The following is a 21,062-nucleotide window of genomic DNA, read 5'->3' on the forward strand; positions in this document are numbered from 1 at the left end:
ACTGGTCGTCTACCCACAATTCAGTCGCCAAGGTTATCGCTAACCGGGCCTTGAGCGCACCAGCCGCAATCAAAGGGCTGGCCTATTTTTTCAATACGTTGCGCCGAGTCCAGTACCCAGGCCCGGGATTGCCACGGGGGTTGGTGGCGCAGGTGCTGGGTATGGCCACAGGACAGCTCGGCCACCCAGTGCCCGTCCTCGTCCTGATGGAAACCGATGACCGTCGGTCTGTTCGAGCAGGCCCGTTTGTCCGGGTTCCGTTCGCTTTCGGGCAAATCCTTGTTTAGACTTGTCCGTTCTTCATTCTTATGCAAAAGGTCTCGCCCCATGCTGATCGCCGCCAATAAGGCTGTCTCCATTGACTATACCCTGACCAACGACGCTGGTGAGGTCATCGACAGTTCTGCCGGCGGCGCTCCGCTGGTCTACCTGCAAGGCGCAGGTAATATCATTCCAGGCCTGGAAAAGGCTCTGGAGGGCAAAGCCGTCGGTGACGAGCTGAAAGTGGCCGTTGAGCCGGAAGACGCCTATGGCGAATATTCCGCTGAACTGGTCAGCACCTTGAGCCGCAGCATGTTCGAAGGTGTGGATGAGCTGGAAGTGGGCATGCAGTTCCACGCCTCGGCGCCCGACGGCCAGATGCAGATCGTCACCATCCGCGACCTGGAAGGCGACGACGTCACTGTCGACGGCAACCACCCGTTGGCCGGCCAGCGCTTGAACTTCCAAGTCAAGATCGTCGATATCCGTGACGCCAGCCAGGAAGAAATCGCCCATGGTCACGTCCATGGCGAAGGCGGCCATCACCACTGATTTCTGCGCTACGCTCAGGTAACCAGTGAATTGGAAAGGCGCCCTATGGCGCCTTTTTAGTCGCTTGCTGTTAGCATCGCCCATGTCTGTTTCAAAAGATCCGCAAACCCTGGAGTTCGTCATGAGTGCTTTCCACGACCTTAAACTGAAAGCCCTGGATGGTCAGGAGCTTGATCTGGCACCGTTCAAGGGGCAAGTCGTGCTGGTGGTCAACGTCGCCTCCAAATGTGGCCTGACGCCTCAGTACGCGGCGTTGGAAAGTCTCTATCAGCAATACAAGGACAAGGGGTTCAGCGTGCTGGGCCTGCCCTGCAATCAGTTCGCCGGGCAGGAGCCTGGGACCGAGCAGGAAATCCAGGAGTTCTGCAGCCTCAACTATGGCGTGACGTTCCCGCTGTCCAGCAAGCTGGAAGTGAATGGTCATGATCGTCATCAGTTGTACCGCCTGCTAGCGGGCGAGGGGGCCGAGTTTCCCGGGGACATTACCTGGAACTTCGAGAAATTCCTGGTCGGCAAGGACGGTCGGGTGCTGGCGCGTTTCTCGCCGCGCACGGCGCCGGATGATCCTTCCGTGATCCAGGCGATCGAAAAAGCGCTGAGCTGAAGTCAGGCACTGGACCCTTGTGGCGAGGGGATTTATCCCCGCTGGGTTGCGCAGCAACCCCATCAACTGCGACCGGGCCTTTCTGACACGCCGAGTTAGCAGGTTTTGGGGGGCTGCTTCGCAACCCAGCGGGGATAAATCCCCTCGCCACAGGTTTTGCACCCGGCTGGGCATTCGGCTCAATCCCGACAGTCGCGATCTTCTAATCCTTAATCATTCAAATCAATAGTGCTATCCAGCACTCCCCAGGCTCCATATTATCGTCGTCATATCCGACCTGTGACTTCGTTCCGTGGAGTGCCCCATGCCTGCAAAAGCCCTGTTCAAACCCTTCCACCTCGGCGCGTTCGAATTGCCGACCCGGGTGGTGATGGCGCCGATGACCCGTTCCTTTTCGCCGGGCGGCGTGCCGAACGCCAAGGTGGTCGAGTACTACCGTCGCCGTGCGGCGGCCGGGGTCGGCTTGATCATCACTGAGGGCACGACGGTCGGGCACAAGGCCTCCAACGGTTATCCGAACGTGCCGCATTTCTACGGCGATGCCGCGCTGGCCGGTTGGAAACAGGTGGTCGATGCGGTGCATGCCGAAGGCGGCAAGATCGTTCCACAGTTGTGGCACGTGGGCAGTGTGCGACGCATCGGCACCGAGCCGGACGCCAGCGTGCCGGGTTATGGTCCGAGCGAAAAGCTCAAGGACGGCCAGGTGGTCGTCCACGGCATGACCCAGGCGGATATTGATGACGTCATTGCCGCGTTCGCCCAAGCGGCAAAAGATGCCCAGAGCATTGGCATGGACGGGGTGGAGATCCACGGCGCCCACGGTTACCTGGTGGACCAGTTTTTCTGGGAAGGCAGCAATCAGCGCACGGACGGTTATGGCGGCAGCCTGGCCAACCGCTCGCGCTTTGCGATCGAATTGATCCGTGCCGTGCGTGCGGCCGTAGGCGAGGGCTTCCCGATCATTTTCCGTTTCTCCCAATGGAAGCAGCAGGATTACACCGCGCGGCTGGTGCAGACCCCCGCAGCCTTGGGCGAATTCCTCAAGCCGTTGTCCGAGGCGGGCGTGGATATTTTCCACTGTTCGACACGGCGTTTCTGGGAGCCGGAATTCGAAGGCTCCGAGCTGAACCTGGCCGGTTGGACCCGCAAGCTCACCGGCAAGCCGACCATCACCGTCGGCAGCGTTGGCCTGGATGGCGAGTTCCTGCAGTTCATGGTCAACACCGACAAAGTCGCGCAGCCGGCCAGCCTGGAAAAACTGCTGGAGCGCTTGAACAACGATGAGTTCGACCTGGTGGCGGTGGGGCGTGCGCTGCTGGTGGATCCGGACTGGGCGCAAAAAGTCCGTGAAGGGCGCGAGCAGGAGATCTTGCCGTTCAGTCGCGAGGCTTTGATGACCCTGGTTTGAGTATCGCCTGAACTGACGCCATCGCGAGCAAGCTCGCTCCCACAGGGGCGGGCGGCCGGACACAGATATCGCGTTCGCTGAAGATCCAATGTGGGAGCGAGCTTGCTCGCGATGGCGATATCAGTATCACCGAATAATTAACGCACAGTTGGTGTAACAGGCATCACCTGCTCACCCACGCAAACCCCGCGCAACTGCGTCTCGAATTGCTCGATCACCGCCGCCCAACCCTGGCGACTGGCATGCTGGCGCGCATTGAGCCGCACGCAACGCAAGGTCTCGCGCTCTTCCAGCAGCCAACGGGCGGCATCGCAGAACGCCTCTTCATCCCCCGGCATCGCCAGCACGCCGTTATAGCCGTGGCGAATATGTTGCGCCGCCGCGGCCTGATCGTAGGCCACCACGCCCAGCCCGGACGCCAGCGCCTCCAACACCACATTGCCGAAGGTTTCGGTCAGGCTCGGAAAGACAAACACATCCCCGGACGCATAGTGGCTGGCCAACGCCTCGCCCCGTTGCGAGCCGCAAAAGATCGCCTCGGGCAATGCCTGCTCCAGCTCGGACCGCTGCGGGCCGTCGCCGACCACCACCAGCTTTATCCGTCGCCCCGGAAAAGCGCTGCACAGCGTGTCGAAACTGCGCTTGAGCAGCCCCAGGTTTTTCTCCGGTGCCAGGCGCCCGACATGGAGCACGGCGATGTCGTCGTCGCCTAGACCCCACGCTTCGCGCAGGCTCGACGAGCGCTTGACCGGATGGAACAGTTGGCTGTCCACGCCCCGGGACAACAATGCCACGCGCTCGAAGTGTCGTCGCTCCAGTTCCAGGCGCTGGCTGAGACTGGGCACCAGGGTCAGGCTGGAGCGGTTGTGAAACCAGCGCAGGTAATGGGTGAGCATGCGACTCAAGAGCCCGAGGCCGTACTGCTGGGTGTATTGCTGGAAATTGGTGTGGAAGCCACTGACTACCGAGATGCCCAGGCGCCGTGCCGCCCGCAGTGCCGACAAGCCCAGCGGCCCTTCCGTGGCGATGTAGAGCACGTCCGGACGATGACGTTTCCAGCGCCGGAGCAGCTTGTGCATCGACGCCTGGCCCCACTGCAGCCCCGGATAACCCGGTAACGGCCAGCCCCGGCACAGCAGCAACTGCTCGTCACCGGCCTGGCGTGGGTCGTCGACCTGGCGCGGCCGTATCAGCTCGACCTGGTGCCCGCGGGCGCGCAAGCCGTCGTACAGGCGGCCCAAGGTATTGGCCACGCCATTGATTTCCGGCGGGAAGGTTTCGGTGATCAGGGTAATGTGCAGGGGTGTGGTCATGACCCCAGTGTCGACCGGGGCCATTTCGTCATTGTGACGACAGGATGATGGATTTGTGACGGCTCAGCCCTGGCGGGCCAACGCGGTCTCGGCACCTTGCTCACGCACCCAGAACAAGGTCGCCCCGGCCACCGCCGCCGGCATCATCAGGATGTTCACCACCGGGATCAGCAGCACCAAATACACGCTGCCGCCAAAACCCAGGCTCTGCCAGCGTTTTTCCCGCAGCCAGGCGAGCATTTCGTTCCAGCCCAGCTTGTGGTTGTCCGCCGGGTAGTCGATGTACTGGATCGCCATCATCCACACGCCGAATAGCAGCCACAGCGGTGCCGCCACCAGATTGACCACGGGGATGAACGACAGCACGAACAGCCCCAGGGCGCGGGGCAGGAAATAGCCGAGCTTGCGCGCTTCCCGACCGAGGGTCCGCGGCACCATGGCGATCAACTCGGCCCAACTGAAGGCCGGGAAGTCGTCGGTGCCACGGATGACCACTTCGACTTTTTCCGCGAGAAAACCGTTGAATGGTGCGGCGATGATGTTGGCGAGCATGGTGAAGGTGAAAAACACCATCAGCACGACGAGCACCACGAACAGCGGCCAGAGCACATAGCTGAGGAAACTCAGCCACTCTGGCAGCGACGGCATCAGCGTATCGACCCAGAGGCTGAACTGATGGCCGGCCAAGTAAATCAATCCGACGAACAGCACCAGATTGATCGCCAGGGGCAAGAGTACAAACAGGCGCAGGCCCGGGCTCAGGACCAGCTTGAGGCCTTCTTGCAAATATTGCGGGCCGGACAGGACGGGGGCGGGCATAGGTGGCTCCGAGCGAAATGAACGCGCCGACCTTACCGGCTTTGCCCCGCCTGGGAAAGCGGCGACATGGCGTGTAACAACGTTTCTTGAGGCGAAGGCGCCTATTGAAAGGCTTGCTGCAGATAGAGCTCACCTATGAGCTGGATTGTTAAACCGTATTTCCTTAATCTTCGCTCCCTCGATACGCTGCACCCATTCTTTTCCAGGACTGTCGAACCCAAGCCTTCCCCAAGTGCGTCAACGGTCCTTTTTATTCGCGCCGCTCACCCGGCGTTCCGGCCCGCAAGGTCCGGTCAACAGGAGCAGGTCATGTCTGAAGTGCGTCATTCGCGAGTGATTATTCTCGGTTCCGGCCCTGCCGGCTACAGCGCTGCGGTTTATGCGGCCCGTGCCAACCTCAAGCCGCTGCTGATCACCGGCATGCAGGCCGGCGGTCAATTGACCACCACCACCGAAGTCGACAACTGGCCGGGCGATGTCCACGGCCTGACCGGCCCGGCGCTGATGGAGCGCATGAAGGAACACGCCGAGCGTTTCGAGACCGAGATCGTTTTCGATCACATCAATGCCGTGGATTTTGCCGCCAAGCCGTACACCCTGACCGGCGACAGCGCGACCTACACCTGCGATGCCCTGATCATCGCCACCGGCGCCAGTGCGCGTTACCTGGGTCTGCCGTCGGAAGAAGCCTTCATGGGCAAAGGTGTTTCCGCCTGCGCCACCTGCGACGGTTTCTTCTACCGCAACAAGCCAGTGGCTGTGGTCGGTGGCGGCAACACCGCGGTCGAGGAAGCGCTGTACCTGGCCAATATCGCCAGCACGGTCACCCTGATCCACCGTCGCGAAACCTTCCGCGCCGAGAAGATCCTGATCGACAAGCTCAACGCCCGTGTCGCTGAAGGCAAGATCATCCTCAAGCTCAACGCGACCCTGGACGAAGTGCTGGGCGACAACATGGGCGTGACCGGTGCCCGCCTGAAGAACAACGACGGCAGCTTTGACGAGATCAAGGTCGACGGCGTCTTCATCGCCATTGGCCACACGCCGAACACCTCGCTGTTCGAAGGCCAACTGGAACTCAAGGACGGCTACCTGGTGGTCAAGGGCGGTCGCGACGGCAACGCCACTGCCACCAGCGTCGAAGGTATCTTCGCGGCTGGCGACGTGGCCGACCACGTCTACCGTCAGGCGATCACCTCGGCCGGTGCTGGTTGCATGGCAGCCTTGGACACCGAGCGTTACCTGGATGGCCTGCAGAACGCTTCGTTCTGATTTATCGGGCATTAAAAAACCGGCTTCGGCCGGTTTTTTTATGCCTGGATATCTGCCGGCGAACCCCTGTGGGAGCGAGCTTGCTCGCGATGGCTTCAGGTCAGTCGACATGGATGGTGACTGATACACCGTCATCGCGAGCAAGCTCGCTCCCACAGGGTTTGTGTGCAGTCAAAAACACTGCATTTCAGGCCAGCTTCGCCAGGCACGCTTCCAGAATATCCAACCCCTCTTCCAGCACGGCCGGCTCGGTCGTCAACGGCGCCAGCAGTCGAATGATGTGCCGCGATTTACCACTGGGCATCAGCAGCAGGCCCGATTCCCGTGCGAGGGCCAGCAGTTGGGTCAATTGTGCCGAAGCCGGGGTACCGTCGGCGTGGCTCAGTTCGATGCCGCGCATGGCGCCGACGCCGGTCAGGCGACCCAGGTAAGGACTCAGCCCGCGGTTGCGCCAGGATTGGTAGCGGCTGACGATCGCCTCTTCCTGTTGTGCACCCCAGGCGCGCAGGTTGGCGTCGGTCATTTCGTCCAGAGTTGCCAGTGCGGCGGCGCAGGCGATGGGGTTGCCCGAATAGGTGCCGCCCAGGCCGCCCTTGGGCAGGTTGTCCAGCAGTGCTTTTCGTCCTACCACGGCCCCCAGGGGCACGCCGCCGGCAATGCTTTTGCCCAACAGGATCAGGTCTGGTTCGATGCCCAGCCGGGAGAAGGCAAAGCGCTCGCCGGTGCGGCCGAAGCCCGACTGGATCTCATCGATGATCAGCACAATGCCCTTGTCGTCGCAGAACTGCCGCAGGGCCTGGGCGAAGGGCACATCCATTGCCAGGAAGCCAGCTTCGCCCTGTACCGGCTCGACGATGAAACAGGCGACGTCGTTTACGTCGATCTCGACGCTGAACAGCCGCTCCATGGCCTTCAAGGCCTCTGCGCAGGTGACACCGTTGTCCTGGCTGGGGTAGGGCAGGTGATAGACCGGCCCGGGCAGGACGCCGACTTTCTGTTTGTAAGGCGCGACCTTGCCGTTGAGGTTGAGGGTCGCCAGGGTGCGGCCGTGAAAGGCGCCGTCAAACGCGATCACCGCGGTACGGCCCGTGGCGCCCCGCACGATCTTCAAGGCGTTCTCCGCCGCCTCGGCACCGCTGTTGGTGAGCATGCCGCTGACCGGGTAATCCAGCGGGATAAACGCCGCCAGGCGTTCCATCAACTCAATGTAGGGCGCGTGAGGGGCAGCGTTGAAGGCGTAGTGAGTCAGCCGGGTAGCCTGTTCGCGGATCGCCTCGACGATGCGCGGATGGCAATGCCCAAGGTTCAACACACCAATGCCCCCGACAAAATCGATGTAGCGTTTGCCGTCGGTGTCCCAGACCTCGGCATTCTTGCCGTGGCTGAGACTGACGGGGTGCACGATGGAGATCGATTGACTGATGGTGTCGCTGCTCATGGATGACGGCTCGGACGAAGGAGAAATTTCCGTTATCTAAGCCGCGAGCAGAGGGGCCCGGCAAACGAAATAAAGTTGCTGGGTCAATCTTAAAAGTCGGGATGTGGAGCGGAAGGATTTATTTGGGGGAGGAAGACCTGTGGGAGCATGGCTTGCCCGCGACGAACGATAACGCGGTTCGGCTGTTAAACCTCGGCGCGCCCATCGCGGGCAAGCCATGCTCCCACAGATGAATTCCCTCGCCACAAAAGAGGGTTGCAAGAGTCTGTGGATCAGCGCCGTTGCAGTGGCGGTGCCTCGAACTTCACACCTGCCAGCCCATGGATCATCAGCGCACGGATATTGCCGTGATCACTGCCTTCGGGCGTGGCCAGCACCGAACGGTAATGTTCGCCAAATGCCAGCAGCGCTTCTTCATCGCTCAAGCCTTCGAGCAGCGCCAGGCCCAGGGTCTTGCACGAACCTTCGTTCTGCCCGGCGGCGTTTTCCACGCCGCCGTTGTTGAAGGCCTGGGGCTGGTAGTCGTAGCCGGCGGCGATAAAGGCCAGGGTGTCGGCGAAGGCATGTTCACCGCTCTTGAGGCGGGTACGCAGGGTAGCAAGATCAAGCATCGGGTTTTCCTTTGGCGAACGCCGCCTGTTGTTCGGCGCTGGCTTCTTTCTGGTATTGGGCTTTCCACTCGGCGTACGGCATGCCGTAGACCACTTCGCGGGCGTCGTCGAGGCTGACGTCCACCTGGCGTTCATCGGCGGCGGCCTTGTACCACTTGGACAGGCAGTTGCGGCAGAAGCCGGCGAGGTTCATCAGGTCGATGTTCTGCACATCCTTGCGGCTGTCCAGGTGGGCAACCAGCCGACGGAAAGCGGCGGCTTCGAGTTCGAGGCGTTGTTGGTCGTTCATGGTGATCTCTGCGAGACAGCTTCAAGTTGTAAGTTTCAAGCTGCAAGTGGGTATGCGGTCTTCAGGCTTGAAGCTTACAGCTTGAAGCTTTTAGCGGCTACGCAGTAGCCCGGCTTGCCGCGAGGGTAATCGACACCGACTCGGCAAATCGCAAGGCGTGGGGCTTGTCGACTTCGACTTCGGCGTACAGCACCGACTCGTTGGCCATGACCAGGTCGAGCAATTCCTGGGTCAGGCGTTCGAGCAGGGCGAAGCGGTTGCTTTCCACGTGGGCGATGATCGCCTTGGTGATGGTGCGGTAGTTCAGCGCATGGTCGATGTCGTTGTCGCGCACCGCCTCCTGGGCGGCATAGAGGATGGTCAGGTTGATCAACACATCCTGCTTGTTGAGGATTTCATCCTCGTTGATGCCAATGAAGGTGCGCAGGCGCAGGTCCTTGACCTTGATGCGTGCCATGGCTGGCTGAAGTTGTGGCATTTACTTGCTCCGTCGAATCAATTGCAGGAACTCCTGGCGCGTGGTGCTGGAGTCGCGAAAGGCGCCGAGCATCACCGAGGTGTTCATGGTCGAGTTCTGTTTTTCGACACCGCGCATCATCATGCACATGTGCTGGGCCTCGATCACCACCGCTACGCCAGCGGCCTGGGTGACCTGCTGCACCGCGTCGGCGATTTGCCGGGTCAGGTTCTCCTGGATTTGCAGGCGGCGGGCGAACATGTCCACCAGCCGGGCGATCTTCGACAGCCCCAGGACCTTGCCGGTAGGAATATAAGCCACATGGGCCTTGCCGATGAAGGGCAACAGGTGATGTTCGCAGAGCGAATAGAGCTCGATGTCGGCGACGATCACCATTTCATCGCTGTCAGAGGCGAACAGCGCGCCATTGACGATCTGCTCGACGCTTTGTTCATAGCCATGGCAAAGGTACTGCATGGCCTTGGCGGCACGTACCGGGGTATCGAGCAGGCCCTCGCGCTCGGGGTCTTCCCCCAGGCCGATAAGGATCTCGCGGTAGTTCTGGGGCAGGGATAGCGTCATGGTGCATCCTCGAAACAAGGCTATTTGACGTGCCGCCCGCCGTTGACGGTCAGGGTCGTGCCGGTGACATAAGGGTTGTCCAGCAGATAACGCAGGCTCTGGTAGATCACTTCGCTGCCGGGTTCGATACCCAGTGCGGACTTGGCCAGGGCCTTGGCGCGGTAAGCCGCGTCGTCTTCGGGATTGAACAGTAGCAGGGCCGGCGCGATGCCGTTGACCTTGATCGCCGGGGCGAACTTGGCCGCGAACGACAGGGTCAGGCTTTCCAGGCCTGCCTTGGTGGCGCAATAGGCGATATGCCGGGCGCTGCCTTTGCGAGTCACGTCATCGCTGATGTGCACGATATCGGCCGGCGTTGAACGCCGCAGCAACTCGGCGCCATGCAGGTTGATCAGGTAAGGCGCCAGCATGTGCACGCCGAACATGGCGTTGAAGGCTGCCGCTTCGTTGCCAGGCGCCTCGGTCATCCAGGCCGAGGCATTGTGCACGATGGCTCGCAGCCGGTCGGTGTGCTGCTTGAGTTGTTCGATAAAGGCCAGGATCCCCGTTTCGCTGGAGAAGTCGGCGAATAGCACCACCGCTCCCAGGTCCCGCAACGTTTGCACGCCGGGGCGTTCGGTGCGATAGGTCGCGATCACCGGGTGCCCGTCCTCCAGCAAGCGCCGGGCGCAATGCAGGCCGACGCGCTGGGCTGCACCAGTGATCAGGATCGGAGCGGTGGCGCTGGACATAGGACGGCTCGGTTCGCGGCAAGAGCAAAACTATAACAGCGACACGGGGCGCGTCCTATGTACAAAGGTCAATCCAGCAACGACTCAACTGCCCCCAGTGGGAGCGAGCTTGCTCGCGATGACGGTGTGTCAGTCAGCATCAATGTCGGCTGACCTGACGCTATCGCGAGCAAGCTCGCTCCCACCGGTTTTTTGTCGTCCATGGATCCGGGGCTCCCACAGGAATCACTGTGTAGGCGGGTGGCATCAATGATTCTGCGTAGCCGGCAACGCCCGCGGCGGCGCGCCGTTGAGCCAGTTCGCCAGCAGATGGGTCGACATCGGGATAAACAGATAGACCATCAGTGGCGTCAGGATCAGGGTGCTGATGAGCACACGGCTCAACAGGCCCAGTTCGCCCAGCAACGGGCCCAACAGGAAATTGAACAATAGCGACACGGGAAAGAACGCGAGCCAGATGGCCACGGCCTGTTTCCAACGGGGCGGGCGCTGGCCGACGGCGCCGAACCAGCCATCGATGCCACGCACCCGGTGTTCGGAGGGATGGGCGAACAGATCGCTGCCCCGTCCCAGCCAGGCGGTGCGTGAGGCGGAGTGTTCCCAGGCGTGCAGTGTCTGCTCGTCGGCAAAACGGAAGATGATCTGGAATTCATCGTCCTGGGGCGGTGGTGCGAGCACGCCGGAACCCAGGTAGCCGGGGAAGTCGGTTGCCAGTTGTTCGCCTTCGCGCAACCAAGCGATCAGATCCTCATAGCGTCCATTGGCGACGCGGCGGGCAACCATCAGGGTGACGGGTGAGGTAGACATTATGTATCTCCGTAAGACAGGCGCGGCACTCCGGGTAGGAGATTCGCGGGGGACGCCCCGGGATAGTGGGTAGCGTCTGGTCGCCGAAAAACAGGCAAGGATTATTCCCGATTGCGCAAAAAACAACAAAACCGCGCATCGACAACGTTTGTTCTTGTCATGACGTGTCTTGGAGGAGGACACTGGGATCCAATTTGCCAGCCGGAATTGTCTGCCAAAATGAGTGTAATCACAGAGGATGGCTTTGTTTTCCAGGCATCAGGTGCCTTGAAGCGGGAAGACTTGTTTCCCATCCGCGAAGTCGCGCGCATGACCGGCGTGAATCCCGTGACCCTGCGTGCATGGGAGCGACGCTACGGTCTGATCCAGCCCACCCGCACCGAAAGCGGGCATCGCCTGTACTCGTTGAGCGATATCGAAAAGGTTCGCAGCATCTTGGCCTGGATAGAGCGCGGGGTAGCCGTGAGCAAAGTGGGAAAGATCCTGGCGAAGACCGAGTCGGTGCAACCGGTCTCCACGCTGATTTCATCGGATCTGGTCATGGCCGATCACGCCCGGTGGCAGCAACAGGTGGCGGACGCGGTTGGCAACTTTGACGATGTGGAACTGGATCGCGTCTACGGGCAGGTTTTTTCCACCTACAGCGTGCCGATCGTGTTCCAGGACATCCTGATGCCGCTTTGGCGACGAATGCTGCATCGCCAGCCAGAGTTCGGGCAGATCAGTGAATGGGTGTTTTTGGATGGGTTCCTGCGTTCGCGCATCATCCAGCGGCTTTTGCTCAAGCGCGAAGGCCAGTCGCCGCGAGTCTTGGTCTGCGCCCTTGCCGGCCAATGCCGTGAACTGGAGTTGCTGGTCACGGCGCTGTTTCTATCCAAGGCGGACGTGGGCGTCAGGGCGCTGTCGATCGGCCTGCCGTTCAACGAGCTGGCCCTGGTGTGCCAGAAGATCCAGCCGCTGGCATTGGTGCTGGTTTCCAATCATGCGCCGCTCCCGGACTTGCCCAAGCGCCTGGCCAAATTGGCGATGAGCCTGGATTGTCCGTTGATGCTGGCCGGTGATGCATCCGATCTGGCGCAGGAAAGCCTGGCTGGCTCGTCAATCGGTTGCCTGGGTAATGAAGGAACGGTGATGCGCCAGCGCCTGCGTCAATTTCTGGAAGGCAACCTCGATACCTGAGGGAGCATCCTGCGAAACAGGATATTAGAGATGCATGGTGGGATGGGTCAGGCGATGTTGCTGCAGGATGTACTGGCGCAGGCGCTCGGTCTCGTCCTGGTCATTCTGGTTCAGGTGATAGGCAAGCCATCCTCGATCGGTTTCCCGTTCGAAGGTGCCTCGCAACGAAATTCTCTCGTAGCCTGACGGGCTGAACCACAAGGCAAACTGCTTCGGTGGCTTGGTGCGGCTGCGGTTTTCCAGCAATACGCCCTTGCAGGACACTTCGTGGACCCACAGCGGTCCCGGCTGGCCCTTGATATTTTCCAGCGCCACCGGCTCGTCGAGCGTCAGGCGCCACGGGCGGATCTTCGGTCCGTCCTCGTAGATGCTTGGCACACCCAGGCGCAGGTGCATCGCATGGAATTCGTCTTCCACCAGATGCAGCGGAAAGGTCATTTGCTGGTTTTCGAAATTGGCTTGGAGCGTGACCTGCTCATTCGCCGCCAGGCGCGTCAGCAAGTCACGGATCTGCGACCCACCGTTGACCAGCAAGCTCGACGTGACATCCCGCTCGTTCAACTGCGGGTTGTGTTGCATGGTCCGGATGAAATCCAGTTCATCCTGCGTCAGGAGGGCATCGCGCTGCATGGTCGGCTCGAAATGATAATTTACATTTTCACTGGTGATTGTAGTGACTGACCATTAATTCGTGGTTTTGTTTGTGCCGTTCGTCGCTTCAAGCCGGGCAATCGTTTCTCGGGCTTCGGCCAACTCCTTTTCCAACTGGGCGACACGTTGTTGAGCCTTGACCTGAGTCGTGACGTCTTTTTGCACGCCCACGAAATAGGTGTGCCCGTCAGCCTGGTTTTTTACCGTGGATAAGGACAGCTCATTCCAGAACGGCGTGCCGTCCTTGCGATAGTTGCGCAGCACCTCACGACAGACACCGCCTTCTCTCAAGGCCTTGCGAATGGGCTCCAGGGAAGGTTGGTCCCGATCACCCGACTGCAGGAAACGGCAATCCTGATAAAGGATTTCGTCGCGGTGATAACCGGTCAAGCGTTCGAAGGCCGGGTTCACGTAGATCAGGATGTTGTCTTCGCCTTCTTTTTCAGCGATGACAATCCCATCGTTGGAAGCATTGATGACCAGTTGCATCAGTTGAGCGTTGATCATGGGAAGAGCCCTTTTGAACATCCCTGTTGAAGCCGCATTCTAGAAGAAATCGACGGGATGTCTACTGGCCACTACTGCCGTTGAGAGCCATTCGCAGCCTGGCAGGTGCAACTGTTACTATCCCGGCTCTTTTTCAGGTTCAGGATCAGATTGATGAAAGTCGCCATTCTTTCCGGCTCAGTGTATGGCACCGCCGAAGAAGTCGCCCGGCATGCTGCCAAACTGCTTCGCGACGCGGGCTTCGATGCCTGGCACAACCCTCGTGCGACCCTGGCGGATGTCCAGGCATTTGCGCCAGAAGCCTTGTTGGCGGTGACTTCCACCACCGGCATGGGAGAGTTGCCAGACAGTTTGATGCCGTTGTATTCGACCATTCGCGACCAATTGCCAGGGTTCTTTCGCGGCTTGCCCGGCGCGGTGATCGGCCTGGGCGACGCCAGCTACGGGGATACTTTCTGCGCCGGCGGCGAGCAGATGGGCGAGCTGTTCGCCGAACTGGGCGTGCGCGAGGTGCTGCCGATGCTGCGCCTGGATGCCAGCGAAAGCGTCACCCCGGAAACCGACGCCGAGCCGTGGCTGGCTGAATTGATCGACACGTTGCGCCCCTGAAGCGATTGTGGTGACTCGTTTGGCCAGTAAGCTGGCTGCCAATGCAACTACCGCCTCTGGAAGACCTGACTAGACTGATTTTCTTGCGTAAGACGTTTTGATGACAAGACTCCTATAAGAAGAAACCAGAGGTCAGAGCCGTGAGCGTAGCGCCCGTTCAAACGACACTCAGTATCCAGGAACAGGTCAGTGCGGCCGAATGGCAAACCCGGGTGGACCTTGCCGCCTGCTATCGGCTTGTCGCGCTGCATGGCTGGGATGACCTGATCTTCACCCACATCTCTGCGAAGGTCCCCGGCACCGAGGATTTCTTGATCAACCCATTCGGGTTGATGTTCCATGAAGTCACCGCCTCGAGCCTGGTCAAGGTCGACCAGGCCGGCAACAAGTTGATGGACAGCCCCTACGAGATCAACCCGGCCGGCTACACCATCCACAGTGCGGTGCATGAGGTGCGCCATGATGTGGCGTGTGTGCTGCACACCCACACCGCCGCCGGCGTCGCGGTATCGGCGCAGAAGCAAGGTGTGCTGCCGATCAGCCAGCAAGCGCTGTTCGTGCTGTCGAGCCTGGGCTATCACGCTTATGAAGGGGTGGCCTTGAATCACGAGGAAAAGGCGCGCCTGCAAGCCGACCTGGGCGATAGCAATTTCCTGATGCTGCACAACCATGGCTTGCTGACATGCGGCGGCACCATCGCCGATACCTTCCTGATGATGTTCACCTTTCAACGAGCCTGTGACATCCAGGTCCTGGCCCAGAACGGCGGGGCCGAATTGATAGCCATCGAACCGCAGATTCTGGCCGGCGCCCGGGCGATGATCGCCGGGGTGACCAAAAGCGCCCAAGGCATGGGCGGTGCGTTGGCCTGGCCGGCGTTGCTGCGCAAGCTCGATCAACAAGACACCGGGTATAGAAGCTGATGCCCCTGGCCCAGATTCCCCTGCGTATCTGGCGCCAGCGCAGCCAGACCTTCCTGTTTCGCGGCCATGCCATCCGTTATTGGGTGGCCGGCCAGGGCGAACCGCTGCTGCTGATCCACGGCTTCCCTACCGCCAGTTGGGATTGGCATTACCTATGGCAACCCTTGGCACAACGCTATCGAGTGATCGCGTGCGACATGCTCGGTTTCGGCGACTCGGCCAAGCCGAGGGATCACGTCTACAGCCTGCTGGAGCAGGCCGATCTGCAACAAGCCTTGCTGGCGCACCTGAATGTGAAAGGCGCGGTGCATGTGCTGGCCCATGATTACGGTGACAGCGTGGCCCAGGAGCTGCTCGCGCGGCATTACGAAGCACGCATCCACCTCGACAGTTGTGTCTTTCTCAATGGTGGCCTGTTCCCCGAAACCCACCGTCCGGTATGGGCCCAGAAACTCTTGCTAAGCCCTCTGGGTTGGTTGCTGGGGCGGATGTTCTGCCGGGAAAGCCTGGCCAGCAGCTTTCGGCAGATTTTCGGCCCCGGGACCGCCCCCACCGAAAGCGAGCTGGATGACTTCTGGAGCCTGGTGGAGACCCATCACGGTCCGCGGATCATGCACAAACTCATCGGCTATATTCCCGAACGCCGTGTGCAGCGTGATCGCTGGGTGCAGGCGATGCAGCGCGGCGACGTGCCGTTGCGGGTGATCGACGGCGCGGTCGATCCGATTTCCGGTGAGCACATGGTGGCGCGCTACGAGGCGCTGATCCCGAACCCGGACACGGTATTGCTGCCCGACATCGGTCATTACCCGCACACCGAGGCACCGGTGCAGGTGCTCAAGCATTACCAGGCGTTTCGCGAAGCCATCGCCGCGCCGCACAGACAAATGGCCTGTTCCTGACGACTCGGCACTGCAGAAGCAGATCTGTGTGTGGGAGCGAGCTTGCTCGCGATAGCGTCAGCACAGCCACCCTGTGTATTGACTGAAAGACCGCTATCGCGAGCAAGCTCGCTCCCACAGTGGATTGATGGTGAATACAGCATTTGTGGACAACAAAAATCACCCTGTGGGAGCGAGCTTGCTCGCGATGGCGGTGCATTTGCCAGCAGGAAAATCGAATGCGCCGCCGAGGCTTGAGCGTGCATCATCCCCCCACCTTATCGCCCACCATTCACTGGCAACCGTGTTGATTGTGACCGGCCGACAGGTGCCGGACACTCGTGCCCATTGTCCTATCCGCCTGCTGGAGTTCTGCCATGAGTGAGTCTGTGCGCTTCGAAGATAAAGTCGTGATCGTCACAGGAGCCGGCGGAGGCCTGGGACGCGCCCATGCGTTGCTGTTCGCCAAACAAGGCGCGAAAGTGCTGGTCAACGACCTGGGCGGCTCGGCGCAAGGGGAAGGGGCCAATGCCTCGGCTGCGGACCGGGTGGTCGCCGAAATCCGCGAGGCGGGCGGCATCGCCGAGGCCAACCACGACTCGGTGACCGATGGCGACAAGCTGGTTCAAAACGCGCTCGACGCGTTCGGTCGCGTCGATGTGGTGGTCAACAACGCCGGGATTTTGCGGGACAAGACGTTCCACAAAATGGACGACGCCGATTGGGATCTGGTCTACCGCGTCCACGTCGAAGGCGCCTACAAGGTGACCCGGGCCGCCTGGCCGCACCTGCGTGAGCAAAACTACGGGCGGGTGATCTTCACCGCGTCCACCTCGGGCATCTACGGTAACTTCGGCCAATCCAACTACGGCATGGCCAAGCTCGGCCTTTATGGCCTGACGCGGACCCTGGCCATCGAAGGCCGCAAGAACAACATCCTGGTCAATGCCATCGCCCCCACCGGCGGCACCCGCATGACCGAAGGCCTGATCCCGCCGCAGGTCTTCGAACAACTCAAGCCCGAACTCGTCAGTCCTCTGGTGGTGTACCTGGCCAGTGAGGCCTGCCAGGAAACCTCCGGCTTGTTCGAAGTGGGCGGCGGCTGGATGGGCAAGGTGCGCTGGGAGCGCAGCCTGGGGGCGGGCTTCGACCCGCGCAAAGGCTTTTCACCTGAAGACGTCGCCGCCCATTGGCAGCAGATCTGCGATTTCGAAAATGCCGTGCACCCGAACGACAATCTGGAAGCCTTGAAGGAAATGATGGCGAATCTGCAACGTCACGCCATTTAAGACTCACTGCCCGGGCCGGTTGCTGCCAGCTGTGGCAACCGTGCTCATGGACAATGTTTTCGCTAGGGCCGCCGGGTTCTCGGCGGTCTCGATATCCATCACACCGTCATATTTCGCCGGGCGAAAGTGCCCTTGGTGATCAGTGACGAGGTCGACGATTTCAACGCCACTCGAAGTCTCGTTCAGATTGCGTCGACTCCCCAACGGCTCATCCCCGTATGCCGGGCGCGCTGTCTTTCGTTCACATAAAAAAGGCCACTGCAAAAGCAGCGGCCTAAGCGTGACGTTGCAAAGGAGCTACAAACCAACGTCGGTGAACACGGGATGATGGACCGATGCGCCAATCCATCCGAATGACGGTGCGCCAGGCAGGAGGAATGCCATGGCGACTTGGGCTTGCAGGCCCGTTGCCCTGCAAGCCCGGCCAGCATAGGGATCGAGCCCGACGGGAAACAGCCCGGATCCGGACATGCACCGTTGCAGGGCGCGTAACAGTCGCAGGCGGGACAGGAGTATGCGTGGCGCTGATGACCCATCATCCAGTCTGTCCATGCGCCGCGCAAAGGCCCGCTGCGCAGGGGCTGTAATCCTTTTGAGGTACAGCGCGAATACCTCCTTGGTGCGCTTATCGCCCATGGCGTGCGGCAGTAGGGTGAAGCCTCTGTCACTCACCGGGGAAGACGCATGACAACAATAACAATGCGCGCCATCTTCAAGCCGCAGGCGCTGGCCGTCGCGGTGGCCTTGGGTTGCTGTGCCCAGGCGCAGGCCGTTTCATTCAACATTGGCGAGATCGAGGGTCAGTTCGATTCGTCGCTGTCCGTGGGCGCGAGCTGGGGTATGCGCGATGCCGACAAGGACCTGGTCGGCACGGTCAACGGCGGGCGGGGCCAATCCTCCACCGGTGATGACGGACGGCTGAACTTCAAGAAAGGCGAAACCTTTTCCAAAATCTTCAAGGGCCTGCACGACCTCGAGCTCAAGTACGGCGATACTGGTGTGTTCGTGCGTGGCAAGTACTGGTATGACTTCGAGCTCAAGGATGAGGGGCGCGAGTTCAAGGACATCAGCGACAGCAATCGCAAGGAAGGCGCCAAGTCCTCGGGGGCGCAGATTCTCGATGCCTTCGTCTATCACAACTATTCCATCGCCGATCTGCCGGGCACCGTGCGCGCCGGCAAGCAGGTGGTTAGCTGGGGTGAGAGTACCTTCATCGGCAACTCCATCAACAGCATCAACCCGGTGGACGTGTCCGCCTTCCGTCGTCCCGGTGCGGAGATCAAGGAAGGCCTGATCCCGGTGAACATGCTGTTCGCCTCCCAGGGCTTGACTGACAAGCTGACCATCGAAGGGTTCTACCAGCTGGAGTGGGACCAGACGGTTGTTGATAACTGCGGCACGTTCTTCGGCAATGACGTGGTGGCGGACGGTTGCACCAGTGGCTACACCGTGGGCAGCCCGGCGATTGCGCCGTTCGTGCCCTTGACCCAGGCATTCGGGCAGGGGATCCAGGTGTCCAGCGAAGGGGTGATCATTCCCCGTGGCGGCGACCGCGACGCCCGCGACTCCGGCCAGTGGGGCACGGCGTTGCGCTGGCTCGGTGATGACACCGAGTACGGCCTGTACTTCATGAATTACCACAGCCGTACGCCTACCGTCGGGACGACCACGGCGGGGCTCTCGACGCTGGCTGCGTTGCCGGGCATGGTCGCGATTGCCAACGGCCTGGCCCCTGGCAGCGGTGCGGGTCTGGCGCAAAGCGTGATGCTGGGTCGCGGTGGGTATTACCTTGAATACCCGGAAGACATCCGCCTGTACGGCGCCAGTTTCTCCACCACGTTGCCCACCGGCACGGCGTGGACCGGGGAAGTCAGCTACCGTCCAAACGCGCCAGTGCAGGTCAATACCAACGACCTGACCCTGGCCCTGGTCAACCCGATTGCCGGTGGCGCGGCGTCGCCCATCGCGACCACGCCGGGTGCCGACAACACCGGTTACCGACGCAAGGAAGTGACCCAGGTCCAGAGCACCCTGACGCACTTCTTCGATCAGGTGCTGGGGGCTGATCGCCTGACCCTGGTCGGCGAGGCGGCGGTGGTGCATGTCGGCGGTCTGGAGTCCAAGGACAAGCTGCGTTATGGGCGTGATTCGGTCTACGGCCAGTACGGCTTCAACGGTGACACCGATGGCTTCGTCACCTCGACGTCCTGGGGCTATCGCGCCCGGGCGATTCTCGACTACTCCAACGTGATCGGCGGGGTGAACTTCAAGCCCAACGTGTCCTGGTCCCACGACGTGGCCGGCTATGGCCCCAACGGTCTGTTCAACGAAGGCGCCAAGGCCGTCAGCGTTGGTGTCGATGCCGATTACCGCAACACCTACACCGCCAGCTTGAGCTACACCGACTTTTTTGGCGGCGATTACAACGTTCTCGAAGACCGCGATTTCCTCGCGTTGAGCTTCGGCGTGAACTTCTGATCTGGCTGACAAGGAAAACCCAATGCGCAAGATGATCCTGCAATGCGGTGCCCTGGCCTTGAGCCTGCTGGCCGCGAATGTGATGGCGGCGGTTTCGCCGGAGGAAGCGAACAAACTGGGCACCAGCCTCACGCCAATCGGTGCGGAGAAGGCCGGCAATGCCGATGGCTCGATCCCGGCCTGGACCGGCGGCATCCCGAAAAATGCCGGGGCCGTGGACAGCAAGGGCTTTCTGGCCGACCCGTTCGCCAATGAAAAACCGCTGTTCACCATCACCGCCGCGACCGTGGACAAGTACAAGGACAAACTCTCCGAAGGCCAGGTCGCGATGTTCAAGCGCTACCCGCAGACCTACAAGATTCCGGTCTACCCGACCCATCGCAGCGTCGGCCTGCCGCCGGAAATCTACGAGTCGGCCAAGCGCAGCGCCCTCAACGTGACATCCATCAACGACGGTAACGGCCTGTCGAATTTTACCGGCAACCGCTACTACGCTTTCCCGATTCCCAAGAATGGCGTGGAAGTGCTGTGGAACCACGTCACCCGTTATCACGGTGGCAACCTGCGTCGGGTCATCACCCAGGTCACGCCGCAGACCAATGGCAGCTTCACACCGATCCGCTTCGAAGAAGAAATCGCCGTGCCGTTCCTGATCAAGGACGCCGACCCCGAAAAGGCCAGCAACGTGCTGACTTATTTCAAACAATCGGTCACCGCCCCGGCGCGCCTGGCCGGTAACGTGCTGCTGGTGCATGAGACCCTCGACCAAGTGAAGGAGCCACGCCTGGCCTGGATCTACAATGCCGGCCAGCGTCGTGTGCGTCGCGCCCCGCAAGTGGCCTACGACGGCCCGGGCACCGCCGCCGACGGCTTGCGTACCTCCGACAACTTCGACCTGTTTTCCGGCGCGCCGGACCGTTACGACTGGAAGCTGATCGGCAAGAAGGAAATGTACATCCCGTACAACAGCTACAAGCTCGATTCGCCAAGCCTCAAGTACGACGATGTGATCAAGGCCGGCCACATCAACCAGGACTTGACCCGCTACGAGCTGCACCGGGTCTGGGAAGTGGTGGGGACGGTCAAGCCCAGCGAACGGCACATCTATGCCAAGCGCCACATGTACATCGACGAGGACAGCTGGCAGGCGGCGCTGGTGGATCACTATGACGGTCGCGGCCAACTGTGGCGGGTGGCCGAAGGTCATGCCCAGTTCTACTACGACCATCAGAACCCGGGCTACACCCTGGAGGCGCTCTACGACATCATCGCCGGCCGCTACATCGCGCTGGGGATGAAGAACGAAGAGAAACACAGCTACGAGTACGGCTTCGAAGCCCGGGCAGCCGACTACACGCCGGCGGCGCTGCGCTCGACCGGGGTTCGCTAAGGTCTGCAGTC

23 protein-coding genes are annotated in these 21,062 nt (G+C 61.0%); 11 read left to right on the top strand and 12 right to left on the bottom strand.

Annotated features, from left to right (window positions below; all coding sequences use genetic code 11):
* Positions 1–20: 20 nt before the first annotated feature.
* Positions 21–359 (bottom strand): DUF3565 domain-containing protein, encoded by a 339-nt coding sequence (locus tag AB4N80_RS10485; RefSeq protein WP_122567095.1) that lies wholly within the window; start codon positions 357–359, stop codon positions 21–23.
* On the opposite strand from AB4N80_RS10485, the gene AB4N80_RS10490 reads away from it, so the two are divergent.
* The 3 genes from AB4N80_RS10490 (at position 328) to AB4N80_RS10500 (ending at position 2,825) form a co-directional block, all read left to right on the top strand.
* Entirely contained in the window at positions 328–813 is a 486-nt protein-coding gene (locus AB4N80_RS10490) for an FKBP-type peptidyl-prolyl cis-trans isomerase (RefSeq protein ID WP_018612607.1), read from the top strand. The genes AB4N80_RS10485 and AB4N80_RS10490 overlap by 32 nt on opposite strands.
* A gap of 121 nt (positions 814–934) precedes the next feature.
* The gene (locus AB4N80_RS10495) at positions 935–1,417 is read left to right on the top strand and encodes a glutathione peroxidase (protein ID WP_305482165.1); all 483 of its coding nucleotides are present in this window, start codon (positions 935–937) and stop codon (positions 1,415–1,417) included.
* Positions 1,418–1,721: 304 nt separating this feature from the next.
* Positions 1,722–2,825, top strand: coding sequence for an NADH:flavin oxidoreductase (locus AB4N80_RS10500; protein WP_305468430.1), 1,104 nt, complete (start codon positions 1,722–1,724; stop codon positions 2,823–2,825).
* Positions 2,826–2,962: 137 nt separating this feature from the next.
* On the opposite strand, the gene AB4N80_RS10505 is transcribed toward AB4N80_RS10500, so the two are convergent.
* Positions 2,963–4,162, bottom strand: a complete 1,200-nt coding sequence (locus AB4N80_RS10505; protein WP_354338870.1) for a glycosyltransferase family 4 protein — start codon at positions 4,160–4,162, stop codon at positions 2,963–2,965.
* 39 nt (positions 4,163–4,201) lie between these two features.
* Positions 4,202–4,957, bottom strand: a complete 756-nt coding sequence (gene cysZ, locus AB4N80_RS10510) for a sulfate transporter CysZ (protein ID WP_122567079.1) — start codon at positions 4,955–4,957, stop codon at positions 4,202–4,204.
* A gap of 309 nt (positions 4,958–5,266) precedes the next feature.
* Here cysZ and trxB point away from each other — a divergent pair, with 309 nt between their 5' ends.
* The gene (trxB, locus tag AB4N80_RS10515; protein WP_003205459.1) at positions 5,267–6,229 is read left to right on the top strand and encodes a thioredoxin-disulfide reductase; all 963 of its coding nucleotides are present in this window, start codon (positions 5,267–5,269) and stop codon (positions 6,227–6,229) included.
* A 187-nt stretch (positions 6,230–6,416) separates the two neighbouring features.
* Here trxB and AB4N80_RS10520 read toward each other — a convergent pair whose 3' ends face one another.
* From AB4N80_RS10520 to AB4N80_RS10550, 7 genes are all read right to left on the bottom strand, one after another.
* Complete coding sequence (locus AB4N80_RS10520; protein WP_305482170.1) at positions 6,417–7,667, bottom strand: 2-aminoadipate transaminase; 1,251 nt, start codon at positions 7,665–7,667, stop codon at positions 6,417–6,419.
* Positions 7,668–7,939: 272 nt separating this feature from the next.
* Complete coding sequence (locus AB4N80_RS10525; protein WP_305482171.1) at positions 7,940–8,278, bottom strand: HopJ type III effector protein; 339 nt, start codon at positions 8,276–8,278, stop codon at positions 7,940–7,942.
* Positions 8,271–8,567 (bottom strand): DUF1244 domain-containing protein, encoded by a 297-nt coding sequence (locus AB4N80_RS10530; protein ID WP_305468423.1) that lies wholly within the window; start codon positions 8,565–8,567, stop codon positions 8,271–8,273. Before AB4N80_RS10530 ends, AB4N80_RS10525 begins: the two co-directional genes overlap by 8 nt.
* 97 nt (positions 8,568–8,664) lie before the next feature.
* The gene (gene folX / locus AB4N80_RS10535; RefSeq protein WP_122567075.1) at positions 8,665–9,045 is read right to left on the bottom strand and encodes a dihydroneopterin triphosphate 2'-epimerase; all 381 of its coding nucleotides are present in this window, start codon (positions 9,043–9,045) and stop codon (positions 8,665–8,667) included.
* A complete protein-coding gene (gene folE / locus AB4N80_RS10540; RefSeq protein ID WP_122567074.1) occupies positions 9,046–9,606 on the bottom strand; it encodes a GTP cyclohydrolase I FolE in 561 nt (186 codons plus the stop codon).
* 20 nt (positions 9,607–9,626) lie between these two features.
* Positions 9,627–10,337 (bottom strand): dihydromonapterin reductase, encoded by a 711-nt coding sequence (folM, locus tag AB4N80_RS10545; RefSeq protein WP_305482173.1) that lies wholly within the window; start codon positions 10,335–10,337, stop codon positions 9,627–9,629.
* A 246-nt stretch (positions 10,338–10,583) separates the two neighbouring features.
* Positions 10,584–11,144, bottom strand: coding sequence for an antibiotic biosynthesis monooxygenase (locus tag AB4N80_RS10550; protein ID WP_122567072.1), 561 nt, complete (start codon positions 11,142–11,144; stop codon positions 10,584–10,586).
* 219 nt (positions 11,145–11,363) lie between these two features.
* Here AB4N80_RS10550 and AB4N80_RS10555 point away from each other — a divergent pair, with 219 nt between their 5' ends.
* Positions 11,364–12,323 (top strand): MerR family transcriptional regulator, encoded by a 960-nt coding sequence (locus tag AB4N80_RS10555; protein ID WP_460083048.1) that lies wholly within the window; start codon positions 11,364–11,366, stop codon positions 12,321–12,323.
* A 24-nt stretch (positions 12,324–12,347) separates the two neighbouring features.
* Here AB4N80_RS10555 and AB4N80_RS10560 read toward each other — a convergent pair whose 3' ends face one another.
* Together AB4N80_RS10560 and AB4N80_RS10565 are read right to left on the bottom strand one after the other, a co-directional pair.
* Complete coding sequence (locus AB4N80_RS10560; RefSeq protein ID WP_305468416.1) at positions 12,348–12,953, bottom strand: hypothetical protein; 606 nt, start codon at positions 12,951–12,953, stop codon at positions 12,348–12,350.
* Positions 12,954–13,007: 54 nt separating this feature from the next.
* Positions 13,008–13,481, bottom strand: coding sequence for a PAS domain-containing protein (locus AB4N80_RS10565; RefSeq protein ID WP_305482174.1), 474 nt, complete (start codon positions 13,479–13,481; stop codon positions 13,008–13,010).
* A 153-nt stretch (positions 13,482–13,634) separates the two neighbouring features.
* Between AB4N80_RS10565 and AB4N80_RS10570 the strand changes: the two genes are divergently transcribed.
* From AB4N80_RS10570 to AB4N80_RS10595, 6 genes are all read left to right on the top strand, one after another.
* Complete coding sequence (locus tag AB4N80_RS10570) at positions 13,635–14,090, top strand: flavodoxin (RefSeq protein ID WP_305468412.1); 456 nt, start codon at positions 13,635–13,637, stop codon at positions 14,088–14,090.
* Positions 14,091–14,230: 140 nt separating this feature from the next.
* Complete coding sequence (locus tag AB4N80_RS10575) at positions 14,231–15,013, top strand: class II aldolase/adducin family protein (protein WP_460081887.1); 783 nt, start codon at positions 14,231–14,233, stop codon at positions 15,011–15,013.
* Entirely contained in the window at positions 15,013–15,915 is a 903-nt protein-coding gene (locus tag AB4N80_RS10580; protein WP_460081890.1) for an alpha/beta fold hydrolase, read from the top strand. Before AB4N80_RS10575 ends, AB4N80_RS10580 begins: the two co-directional genes overlap by 1 nt.
* 356 nt (positions 15,916–16,271) lie before the next feature.
* A complete protein-coding gene (locus AB4N80_RS10585) occupies positions 16,272–17,183 on the top strand; it encodes an SDR family oxidoreductase (protein WP_122567064.1) in 912 nt (303 codons plus the stop codon).
* Positions 17,184–17,867: 684 nt separating this feature from the next.
* Complete coding sequence (locus tag AB4N80_RS10590) at positions 17,868–19,661, top strand: DUF1302 domain-containing protein (RefSeq protein WP_122567061.1); 1,794 nt, start codon at positions 17,868–17,870, stop codon at positions 19,659–19,661.
* Positions 19,662–19,683: 22 nt separating this feature from the next.
* Positions 19,684–21,051, top strand: a complete 1,368-nt coding sequence (locus tag AB4N80_RS10595; RefSeq protein WP_305482180.1) for a DUF1329 domain-containing protein — start codon at positions 19,684–19,686, stop codon at positions 21,049–21,051.
* Positions 21,052–21,062: the final 11 nt, after the last annotated feature.

It is taken from the genome of Pseudomonas sp. H3_A02 (genome assembly GCF_054671965.1).